The sequence below is a fragment of the Nonomuraea deserti genome (genome assembly GCF_004348685.1).
GTDB classification, from domain to species: Bacteria; Actinomycetota; Actinomycetes; order Streptosporangiales; family Streptosporangiaceae; genus Nonomuraea; species Nonomuraea deserti.
Map to the genome: position 1 here is coordinate 1 of NZ_SMKO01000274.1, position 10,244 is coordinate 10,244.

The 10,244-nt window shown below is 72.1% G+C and carries 12 protein-coding genes and 1 riboswitch; of the genes, 6 read left to right on the top strand and 6 right to left on the bottom strand.

The window, feature by feature from the left end; translation table 11 throughout:
* On the bottom strand, nt 1-880 hold an 880-nt coding region (locus tag E1292_RS47005; protein WP_246090894.1), incomplete at its 3' end, for a sensor histidine kinase.
* 190 nt (nt 881-1,070) lie between these two features.
* Between E1292_RS47005 and E1292_RS47010 the strand changes: the two genes are divergently transcribed.
* The 4 genes from E1292_RS47010 (at nt 1,071) to E1292_RS47025 (ending at nt 4,683) form a co-directional block, all read left to right on the top strand.
* Entirely contained in the window at nt 1,071-1,676 is a 606-nt protein-coding gene (locus tag E1292_RS47010) for a hypothetical protein (protein ID WP_246090896.1), read from the top strand.
* Between the two features lie 138 nt (nt 1,677-1,814).
* On the top strand, nt 1,815-2,270 hold the full coding sequence (locus tag E1292_RS47015; protein WP_132606297.1) for a hypothetical protein: 456 nt from the start codon (nt 1,815-1,817) through the stop codon (nt 2,268-2,270).
* Between the two features lie 125 nt (nt 2,271-2,395).
* Nucleotides 2,396-3,811 (top strand): amino acid permease, encoded by a 1,416-nt coding sequence (locus E1292_RS47020; RefSeq protein WP_132606298.1) that lies wholly within the window; start codon nt 2,396-2,398, stop codon nt 3,809-3,811.
* A 131-nt stretch (nt 3,812-3,942) separates the two neighbouring features.
* Complete coding sequence (locus E1292_RS47025) at nt 3,943-4,683, top strand: isocitrate lyase/PEP mutase family protein (RefSeq protein WP_132606299.1); 741 nt, start codon at nt 3,943-3,945, stop codon at nt 4,681-4,683.
* An 88-nt stretch (nt 4,684-4,771) separates the two neighbouring features.
* On the opposite strand, the gene E1292_RS47030 is transcribed toward E1292_RS47025, so the two are convergent.
* Both E1292_RS47030 and E1292_RS47035 read right to left on the bottom strand, forming a co-directional pair.
* Nucleotides 4,772-5,497, bottom strand: coding sequence for a glycoside hydrolase family 25 protein (locus E1292_RS47030; protein ID WP_132606300.1), 726 nt, complete (start codon nt 5,495-5,497; stop codon nt 4,772-4,774).
* Between the two features lie 11 nt (nt 5,498-5,508).
* Nucleotides 5,509-5,654, bottom strand: a riboswitch (cyclic di-AMP (ydaO/yuaA leader).
* Between the two features lie 260 nt (nt 5,655-5,914).
* Nucleotides 5,915-6,658, bottom strand: coding sequence for an SDR family oxidoreductase (locus E1292_RS47035; RefSeq protein ID WP_132606301.1), 744 nt, complete (start codon nt 6,656-6,658; stop codon nt 5,915-5,917).
* 58 nt (nt 6,659-6,716) lie between these two features.
* On the opposite strand from E1292_RS47035, the gene E1292_RS47040 reads away from it, so the two are divergent.
* Nucleotides 6,717-7,190: an RrF2 family transcriptional regulator gene (locus E1292_RS47040; RefSeq protein WP_132606302.1), complete on the top strand. Its 474-nt coding sequence runs from the start codon at nt 6,717-6,719 to the stop codon at nt 7,188-7,190.
* Between the two features lie 73 nt (nt 7,191-7,263).
* Here the strand turns inward: E1292_RS47040 and E1292_RS47045 are convergent, their stop codons facing one another.
* Entirely contained in the window at nt 7,264-8,127 is an 864-nt protein-coding gene (locus E1292_RS47045; protein WP_132606303.1) for an alpha/beta fold hydrolase, read from the bottom strand.
* Nucleotides 8,128-8,212: 85 nt separating this feature from the next.
* On the opposite strand from E1292_RS47045, the gene E1292_RS47050 reads away from it, so the two are divergent.
* Entirely contained in the window at nt 8,213-8,947 is a 735-nt protein-coding gene (locus E1292_RS47050; protein ID WP_165975124.1) for a TetR/AcrR family transcriptional regulator, read from the top strand.
* Nucleotides 8,948-9,007: 60 nt separating this feature from the next.
* Here the strand turns inward: E1292_RS47050 and E1292_RS47055 are convergent, their stop codons facing one another.
* Together E1292_RS47055 and E1292_RS47060 are read right to left on the bottom strand one after the other, a co-directional pair.
* Nucleotides 9,008-9,490 (bottom strand): nitroreductase family deazaflavin-dependent oxidoreductase, encoded by a 483-nt coding sequence (locus E1292_RS47055; protein ID WP_132606305.1) that lies wholly within the window; start codon nt 9,488-9,490, stop codon nt 9,008-9,010.
* A 55-nt stretch (nt 9,491-9,545) separates the two neighbouring features.
* Complete coding sequence (locus tag E1292_RS47060; RefSeq protein ID WP_132606306.1) at nt 9,546-10,145, bottom strand: TetR/AcrR family transcriptional regulator; 600 nt, start codon at nt 10,143-10,145, stop codon at nt 9,546-9,548.
* Nucleotides 10,146-10,244 lie beyond the last annotated feature (99 nt).

The window sequence follows — 10,244 nt, forward strand, 5'->3', positions numbered from 1 at the left end:
GGCCGGCGGGGTCGACGTGCGTCGTGGCGTCGATCCCGGCCGCGGCGAGCACCCTGGTGGCGTTGGTGATCTCGGCCTCCAGGGTGGTGCGGCGGTAGCCCTGCACGACGGCGCGGGTGTCGCGCAGCGCGTCGGCGGCCAGGCGGCGTACCTCCCGCATCTCCGCCGCGGCCCGTGCCGGGTCCGCCGCCGCCAGCCGCGCGGCCAGTTCGCTCTTGAGCGCGATCACCTGCAGGTGGTGGCCCTGGATGTCGTGCAGGTCGGCGGCGAAGCGCAGCCGCTCGTCCTTGACCGCCAGCTCCGCGGACAGGCGGCGGGCCTGGTTCAGCCGATCCGCGACGTCCCACGACCACAACATGCCGAGGGTGACCCAGCCGGTCAGGGTGACCAGCCCGGCGGGGAGGGCGGCGGCGAAGAGCGGATCGTCGCCCATCGCCAGCGCGACGCCGCCGCCCGCGCCGCCGGCCGCGGCCGCCGCGGCGGCGACCAGCGCCCAGCGGCGCCCGGCCGGCAGGTACGTCGCGGCGATCGAGACCATCGTCGCCGGCGCGAAGGACCATGTCCCGTAACCGCGCGCGGCCAGCAGCACTCCGCCGAGCACGACCGCGCCCGCGCAGCCCGCGGCCAGCCACACCGCCGGCGCGCGGCCTGGGGGCCCGCCGGGAACGCCGCTCAGGCGGCGGCCGAACAGGACCGCGGCGGCCACGGCGGTGACGGCCAGGCCGCCCGCGGCGGGCGGCCTGGCCGCCGCGGGGACACCCGGATTCAGGATCCACGGCCCGCTGCTGAAGATCAGGAGGGAGCCGGTGAGGAGGACCAGGGTCCACCACGTGAAGCGGCGGAAGCTCCGCAGCCCCGTATCGGCCGGCAGGTCGCGCACGCGGCCATTCTCGCAGCAGTACGGTCCCGGCCGCCGCCGCCGGCCGCACCGCCGCATGACAAATGTCATCAGACCGGGTGACACATCGAGGCGTACACGTGCGGTTCCGGCCCTGTCGCCGGCGCCCCCCGCTCGGCCAGGCTGAACATGGGACGGATACCCCGTACCCCTATCTGGAAGGAGCCGCGTCATGGCGACGACGCAGCACACCGGGCACGAGGAGCCGCACATGGACCACCGGACACCGGGCCGCACGCACTGGACACGTTTCCTGCTGAACCGCTGGCCCACGGCGCTCGCCCTGGCCATGACCGCCCTGCCGTCGAGTGGCGGCGGTGAGGGGGCGGTGGGCGTCTTCGCGCAGGTGCTGCCCCTGCTGCCGCTGCTGTACCTGGTCGTCGCCAAGGTGGGAAGGCGTGGGCTCACGTGGCCGCTGCTCGGCGTGGGGCTCGTTTCCGTCGTCGGGCTGCGGATGCTGGACGTGGTCGCGATCTCCACCGTCTACGTGTCGATCGCCCTGATCGTGCTGGTGTGGGGCGCGTTCGACGGCCACCTGCGACGGCCCGGCGAGTTCCGGCTGCAGGCGCTGGGCTGGGCGGCGTTCACGGCGCTCGCGCTGACCGGGCTGGTCGCCGACCCTGACCTGGGCCGCTACGTGATCGCGGCCGGCTGGTTCCTGCACGGCGTGTGGGACTTCGTCCACCTGTGGCGGAACAGGACCGTGGCGCGTTCGTTCGCCGAATGGTGCGGCGTCGTGGACGTCGTGGTCGCGGTGCAGCTGATTTTCCTGGTCTGACAGGACCTCCGGCGGGGCCGCTCCGCGCGAGCGGCCCCTGCAACTGCGCGCAGGATTGCCTCGCAGCGCTGGAACATCGCAGGCTCGTGATCGACGATGGGGGGCCGGAAGCACCCCATCACACGGAAGGCCGAAGTCATGCGTTCACGCTTATGGGCGGGGCTCGCCGCCACGATCACCGCGGTCCTGCTGACGGCGCAGCCCGCGGCGGCTCAGGCGACGGTGGAGTTCTCCGCCGACTCCGGCGACCGGTGCCGCCACGGCGTCACCGAGGGCACGCTGGAGTGGGTCGAGGGGCCCGTCATCCGGCCCGCGGTCCAGGTCAAGGGCACACTGTCCGACAGCGCCGGCCCGTCGATCTGCGCCCCCGACGAGATGCACTCCCGCGCCACCTTCACCGCCTACAACGGCGCCACCGTCGTCGACTCCGAGGAGGCGAAGGCGGACGACGCGACCGTGGCGGTCTCGATCGGGCTGTCCGACCCGACCGGAGTCACCTCCATCGACCGCGTGGTCGTGCAGGTGTGCCGCTACAGCAACTCCCCGATCGGCACCAGCTACTGCGGCCAGGCGGCCGAGTACAAGATGCCCTGAGCCGTGAACGGGGCGGCATCCCCGGCCGGGTGCCGCCCCCGCGCTCTTGTCCAGCGCGTGAGCTTAACTGACGCCCCAGCTGGGAAGGCGGATCGACGGGGGGCACGATCGGCTGGAGGGGCGTCATGGTCACTTCGCGAGGCGTCTTCAGGCGCAAGCCGGTGGAGCAGATCGCCACCGAGCACGAGGGGGAACTCGCCAGAACGCTGGGAATGTGGCAGCTGACGGCCATCGGCGTGGGCGGCATCATCGGCGCGGGCATCTTCGCGCTGGCCGGGGCGGTCGCCAACGAGACCGCGGGACCCGCCGTGCTGGTGTCGTTCCTCATCGCGGGCGTCGCCAGCGCCGCCGCCGCGCTGTCCTACGCCGAGTTCGCGGGCATGATCCCGAAGGCCGGGTCCGCCTACACCTACGGATACGCCGTACTCGGGGAGATCGTCGGCTGGTTCATCGGCTGGGACCTGCTGCTGGAGTACACCGCGATCGTCGCGGTCGTCGCCATCGGCATCTCCGGCTACTTCGGCTTCCTCGTCCAGCAGCTGGGCTTCGCGCTGCCTCCGTGGATGCTCGGCGCGCCCGGCACCGGCGAGGGGCGGGTGGTGGATCTGTTCGCGGTGCTGCTCTGCCTGCTCATCGCCTTCCTGCTGAACCTCGGCATCCGCACCGCCGCCCGGTTCGAGACGTTCGTGGTGGGGGTGAAGGTCGCCGTCGTGCTGCTCGTCATCGTGGTCGGCTTCTTCCACATCAACACCGCCAACTACCAGCCCTTCTTCCCGTACGGGATCGGCGGGGCCATCACCGGGGCCGCCACCGTGTTCTTCGCCGTGTTCGGCTACGACGCGATGAGCACGGCGGCCGAGGAGTCACGCGACGCGCAGCGGCACATGCCCAGGGCGATCATCTACTCCCTGATCATCGCCATGGTGCTGTACGTGCTGGCCACGCTCGTGCTGACCGGCATGCAGAACTACCGGGAGATCGACCCCGAGAGCGGCTTCTCCTCGGCGTTCGCCTCGGTCGGCCTTTCCGGGCTGGCGTCCGTGATCGCGGTGGGCGCCATCGTCGGCATCCTCACCGTGATGTTCACGTTCATGCTCGGCGTCACCCGCGTGTGGTTCTCGATGAGCCGCGACGGGCTGCTGCCGCAGTGGTTCGCCAAGCTGCACCCGGTACGGCGGGTGCCCTCGCGCGTCACCTGGATCGTGGGCGCCGCCTCCGCGGTGATCGCCGGGTTCCTGCCGATCCGGGAGGCCGCCGAGCTGACGAACATCGGCATCCTGCTGGCGTTCGTGGTCGTGTGCCTGGCCGTGATCGTGCTCCGCTACCGGCAGCCCGGCCTGCACCGCGAGTTCCGCGCTCCCGGGATGCCGGTGGTGCCCGCCATAGGGGTGGTCTTCTCGATCTGGCTGATCACCTTCCTGGACCCGTCGACGTGGCTGCGCTTCGCCCTCTGGTTCGTGATCGGGCTGGTCATCTACTTCGCCTACAGCCGACGGCACTCCGCGCTGGAACGGCCGCCGGCCGGGACGGGCCAGCGCTGACGTGGGGGCGCGCCGTCGAGCCGGCCGGCTGACGGCGCCGGCTGTGTCGGCGATCACATCGTGAAGCTGTCACGAAGGGAAGGTCGCAGGAGTCAAGGAAGGGACATGACCCTCACGGGGAAGGAACGACCATGGCGAAGACCGCTACCGCTCTCCTGCGCGACCTGCACAAGCCCGGCGACCCGCTGATCCTGCCCAACGTCTGGGACGCGGGCAGCGCCACCATCGTGGCCGAGGCCGGATTTCCCGCCCTGGCGACCGCCAGCGCGTCCATCGCCGCCCTGCTGGGGCGCGACGACCACGAGGGCGCGCCCGTCGGCGAGATGTTCGACATCGCGGCCAGGATCATCAGGGCCGTGGACGTGCCGGTGACCGTCGACGCCGAAGCCGGCTACGGCCTGCCGCCCGGCGAGCTCGTCGAGCGGCTCACCGCCATCGGCGCGGCCGGCTTCAACATCGAGGACACCGACCACCGGGCCGGGGGGCTGGTCGACGCCGGCACGCAGGCCGCGCGCATCGCCGCCCTCCGGGAGGCGGGCCCCGACCTGGTGATCAACGCGCGGGTCGACGTGTTCCTGACCGGCTCCACGTCGATCGAGGAGGTCGCCGAACGCGGGCGCCGCTACCTGGAGGCCGGCGCCGACTGCGTCTTCCCCATCCTGGCCCCGTCGGAAGAGGTGGTCGGCGACCTCGTCAAGGCCGTCCCCGGGCCGGTCAACGTCTCCTGCATGCCCGGCATGGACCTGGGCAGGCTGGCCTCCCTCGGAGTCGCCCGCGTGTCCTTCGGTCCGTTGACGTACCTGACCGCGCTGGAGGCGCTCAAGACCATGGCGAGCCGCATCCGCGCGGGCCAGGACCCGTACGCCGCCTGACCGGCGGCGCTCGGGCAGGCCTGCCGCGAGGGCTCCCCGGTCTGCCGTCGAGGGCTCCCCGGCGTCCGGCCGGCTCGCCCGAACCCGGTCAGGCGGACGCGCGGCCCAGGGCCCGCAGCTCGTCGGGGGAGAGCGCGGAGACGTTCTGGTCGATGGGGGAGTCGGAGTACTGGTGGATGGTCCAGGTCTTCCAGTCGGCGGGCGGGGTCACCGTCCCCTTCGGCTTGCTGTAGTGGGCCACCCACAGCGGGTACTCGGCCAGGCCCTTGCCGTAGGTGTCGGCGAAGTTCCAGCCGCTGTAGAACATCGGGGTGACCCCGGTCTCGGCCTTCACGTGCGACAACCACGCCTTGGCCCAGGCGTTGACCTCCTCGACGGACTTGCCGTCGGTGGTCTCCAGGTCCAGCACCAGCAGGTCGCCTGGCTTGGAGGGCTGGGAGTTCACCATGGACAGGAAGTGCTCGGCCTCGGCGATGGGGTCGTTGCCGGGGTGCGCGTAGTGGTACGCCCCGCGCACGATGCCCTTCTTGCCCAGCTCGCTCCAGTGCCTGGCGAAGGCGGCGTCGCGGAAGTCGGTGCCCTCGGTGGCCTTGATGATGCCGAACTGCGCGGGGCTGGAGACCCAGTCGTGCAGCGGCTGGTGGTTGGACACGTCCTGGCCGTAGGTGAGCGTCTGCTGCTCGGCCGCCTGGGCCGAGCCGTCCGGCTCGACGGGGGACGCGTGCGCGGGCACGGTCGCGCCCGCGATGGCGGTGGTTCCGGCCAGCAGGGCGCCGGCGGCGGACAGGGTGAGACGTCGTGTGAGTTCGCGCATGGGGGGATCGACTCCTTGCTTCCATGTGCCTACCGGGTTAGCTGACGGGTTCGGGCTTGGAAGTGCCCTACGCGCGCAGCCCTTCGGCTGGCGTGCGATTCACCCCGGAAAGGTGGGTCCCCGGCTCCGCGCTGCGCGGATTCGGCCTGTCAACGTCGCGGCAACGGTTCGGCGAGCGCTCGCCTGTGCCGTATGCCGTAATCCCCAAGAAGGTATATAACGCCCCATAAACGCTGCAAGCGGTATAAATCCCCGTGCAATGTCGTTGGCCGTGGGGAAGCCCTGGATCGCCGCTCTCGCAGGCTTTCCAGGGCTTTGGCAAAGTTTTCCGGCACCGTACGCGGGCCGCACCTGAATGGGGCGCGTGATACCGCTGTGACACGGGCTCCGCCCGGCGCGGGCGACGCGCGGCTCCGCCTACCGCTGCCCGGCGAGCCAGTCGTCGAAGGTGGTCGGCGCGATGCGCGCGCCCTCGCCGGGCAGCAGCACGTCACCCGCCATCGCCGGGCCGAACAGCCCCGACCACGTCGGCACGAGCCGCACCGTACGGCCCCGCGCCTGGTGCGTACGCCGGGCCATGTCCACCAGGTCCTGCGGCTCGGGGCCGGCGACGTCGGCGTACCGACCCCGAGGCTCCCCGGTCGCGATCTCGGCGAGGACCTCGGCCACGTCGGCGGGCGCGATCGGCTGTACGAGCAGCGGCGCGATCGTGGCGACGCCGTCCTGCTCCGTCCAGCTCGCCACCATCTCGGCGAAGTCGTGGAATTGCGTGGCCGGCACGATCGTCCACGGCACCGGCCCGGCGGCCACGAGGCGCTCCTGCTCCCGCTTGCCGGCGTAGTGGGCGTTGCCCTCGACGCGATGGAGCCCGGCGATCGACAGCAGGACGTGGTGGCGCACCCCGGCCCGCTCCTCGGCGGCCAGCAGGTTGCGCGTGGTGGCGCCGAAGAACGCCACCGTCTCCTCCGGGCCGGCCGCCGGCGCGTTGATGGCGTCGACGACCGCCTCGGCGCCGGCCAGGGCGTCGTCGAGCCCGTCGCCGGTCGCCAGGTCCACGCCGAGCGAACGACTGATGCGCACGACCTCGTGGCCGTCGCGTTCGAGGGCCGCGGCGGTGAGCGTCCCAATGTTCCCTGTCGCGCCGGCGACTGCGATCCGCATGATGATCCCCTTAATTATGGACTAAGCGGATCCATAATAGCTGCGATAGGATCGGGGAGTGAAGTTGCCTGTGAGCACCGAGTGGGTTCTGCACTGCGCGAGCACGCTGGCCCAGCTCGACCCGGGAGCCAGCGCGTCGGCGGCGCAGCTCGCGCTCCACTACGACCTCCCGGCGCCCTACCTCACCAAGCAGCTGAAGGAGCTGGTCAAGGCCGGGCTGCTGGCCGCGTCCACGGGACCGAGGGGAGGCTTCCGGCTGGCGCGGCCCGCCGCCGAGATCACGCTGCTGCAGATCGTCGAGGCCGTCGACGGCCGGTCCACGCCGTACGAGTGCCGCGAGATCCGTCGGCAGGGACGTGGCGCGCTGCCCCCGGAGGAGTGCGAGCGCATCTGCGTCCTCGCCGAGAAGATGGCCGACGCCCACCGGGCATGGCGGGCCAGCCTCGCCGGCGTCACCCTCGCCGACATCCTCGCCGAGCTGCCGGAGGGGGCGCCGGCCCGCACCCGGCAGCGCCTGGCGGGCACCACGTAGCCGGAGCTCGGATCGCGGGCTCGGCGCATCCCGGGCAGAATTTCGTGTGCCGGCCGTTCCCCGGCATGTCCTGTTACGCGATCAGGCCGGGGCGCCGATCAAGCGGCCTGGTCCAGAATCCCGCGAGCACATCGTTCAGCTTCTCCGGCACCTCTACGTGGGGGCAGTGGCCGCTGCCGGGGATCGACGTGTGGCGGCCGCCGATGCGTTCCGCGGTGATGCGGGCGCACGCCATGAGCGGGACGCCGCCGCGCTCACGGTACTGCTCGGGCGCGGTCTCCCACGTTCCTGAGATCACCAGCTTGGGGAACGCGGCCGCCCGCAACGCGGGGAGCGGGATCCCGGCCTCCCAGCACACCCGTTCACGCAGGGCGGTGCCTGCGGCACGCAGCCGCCGCTCGCTCGCCTCCAGCGGCGGGCTGCCGGTCGAGCCGACGGAGGCCTGCAGCCACTGCTCCGGCGTCAGCTCGGGAAGGCCGGCGTAGGCCGTACGGCTGGCGCGCAGGGCGGCCGCCACGGCCGGGTCGTCGGCCGCGGCCTGATAACCGCCCGGCTCGATCAGGGTGAGCGAGAGCACCGCCTCGGGGCGGCGGGCGGCCGCGATCATGGCTCCTACTCCGCCGTACGAGTGGCCGACGAGGTGCGCGCCGTCGCCGAGCAGTTCGGCGATGTCGTCGGCGTCGGCCAGGTAGTCGCCGGGGAACCGCGCACCGGCATCCGGGCTGCCGCCGTACCCGCGCCGGTCCATGAGCAGCAGGCGGAAGCGGCCGGCGAGCGGCGCCTGGGCGGCGAAGCCGTAGGCGGGGTCGTCGCCCCAGCTGGTGGAGCCGTGCGCGAAGAGCACCGGCGGAGCGCCGCGCGGGCCCAGCGCGGTCACGTGCACGCTGCCTGGCAGCGGCCCGTTCGCACGGAACAACGGCGTGGTGGGCGGGGACATCGCACTCCTAAACAGCGTTTAAGCTTCTCAAACACTGTATAAGTGAGCTGAACAATGAACGTCAACCCGGGGTACGGTGAATCTCGTGTCCTCCGCAGACTTCTCCGAGGGGTCCGTGTGGCTGCGTCCCCAACGGCCGCCGCGCGACCGCCGGCTCACCCGTGACCAGATCATCGACGCCGCCGTGACCGTGCTCGACTCCGAAGGGCACCGCGGCCTGTCCATGCGCCGGATCGCCGCCGGCCTCGGGGTGACCGCGGGGTCGCTCTACTGGTATGTGCGCACCAAGGACGACCTGCTCGAACTGGCGCTGGACCGCGTCCTGGGAGAGGTGTGCGCCGCGCCCGACGAGCCGGACTGGCGGCGTGCCCTGGCCACCCTGGCCCGCCACAACCGCGCCATGCTGCTGCGGCACCGATGGGCGCTGTCAGAGCTGACCCTCCGGCCCAACCTGGGGCCGAACGCGCTGGCGCTGGCCGAGAGGGGGTTGCGACTGCTGGCGCGTGCCGGGTTCGCCGACGCGGACCTGGACGCGGCGATGGCGACCGTCAATGATCACGTGGTCGGCTCTGCCATCGCCGAGATCGCCTGGCGCGACACGCTGGCCCGCATGAGCGAGACCGGAGCCGGCTGGGACGCACGGGCCGCGGGATTCGTACGCGAGATCACCGAACGTCACCCGCTGCTGGCCCGCCGGATGGGCGCCACCAGCGAGATCGACGTGGAGCGCGAGAGCGAGCGGCGGTTCGAGTTCGCCCTGGAGTGTTTGCTTGACGGCCTGGCCGCCCGCCAGGGGACCCCTGAGCGGGAGCAGCGATGATCGCCCCGTGGACCCGTGGCGGCCGCTCGTCCCCGCGCGACATCCACTGCGCGGTGAAGGTCATGCTCCAGGGGCCTGCGGGGTGAAGCGGACGAACGGGATGTGCCGGCCCACCTCCCGGTAGTCCGCCACGCTGCCGTCGACCGCGAAGCCCATGATCTTGCAGAGCTGGCGGGCGGCGGCGGGATGGCGGGGCGCGTACGTGGCCATGATCTCCGAGCCCTGCTCGTCCGGGATCGGCGTGGCGGTGGCCCGCAAGGCGCGCCCGCCCACCTGCAGGGTCACCTCGGGGTTGGCCATGACGTTGCGGTACCAGTCGGCGCGCCGCCCGAACCCGGAGGCCGCCACATAGCCCCGCTCGTCGTGCTGGACGACCTCGATGACGGCCCGGCGGGGTTGGCCGGAGACGCGGCCGGTGTGGGTGAGCAGCATGATCCGCTGCCCGAGCAGCCGGCCCAGGCCGATTCGGTACAACAGGATGGGAAGGCGCCACAGCCTGCGGCGCAGTCCGGTCGGCGGGGCGGGCTTCTTGACGATCTCCATGTCCGGTCCTCTCGATGTCAGCCGTGTGCGGCGGAAAGGGGTTCTCCCGCCGCGCTCACGATGGGTCAGGCTTCGCCAGCAGGTCCTCCACCGCGGACAGCGCCGCGCCGACGGGAAGGTCGCCGTCGATCATGTAGTGCAGCGTCAGCCCGTCGATCGCCGCGACGACCAGCGTGGCGACCCCGTCCAGGCGGTCCGGCGTCCAGCCGGGACGCGCCCCGCGAAGACGGGCGGCGACCAGCGCTCGAGCCTGGCGCAGCTCGTCGCGGAGCACCACGCCCAGCGCGGGATCGCGGGTGGCGCCCGCGATCAGCTCCGCGGCCAGCCGGGTCGTCTGGTCGTCGCCGGTCGCCTGGGGCAGCAGGCGCCGCACGGTCGCCAGGGCCGCGCGCTCGTCCGCGGCCTCCATCAGCTCGGTGACCAGCGGGCCGAGGATGAGCTCGGTGGCCTGCCGGAAGATCGCCGCGTGCAACCCGGCCAGCCCGCCGAAGTGGTAGTGGATCAGGCCGGGGTTGGTGCCGGCCCGCTGGGCCACGGCACGGGTCGTGACGCCCTGCCAGCCGTCGTCCCGCAGCACCGCGATGCCGGCCTCCACGAGTTGCTCGCGGCGGCGATCCCCACGCGGTGAATTTGGTCGATCGGCCAAGTTGGTCATACGGCCAAACTAGCAGAACGGCGCCGGTGCGCGAAACGGGGCCCCCTGGCGCAGTCGAACGGGCTGAGGAGGGGCGTGCGCCTGTCTCTTATACACAGC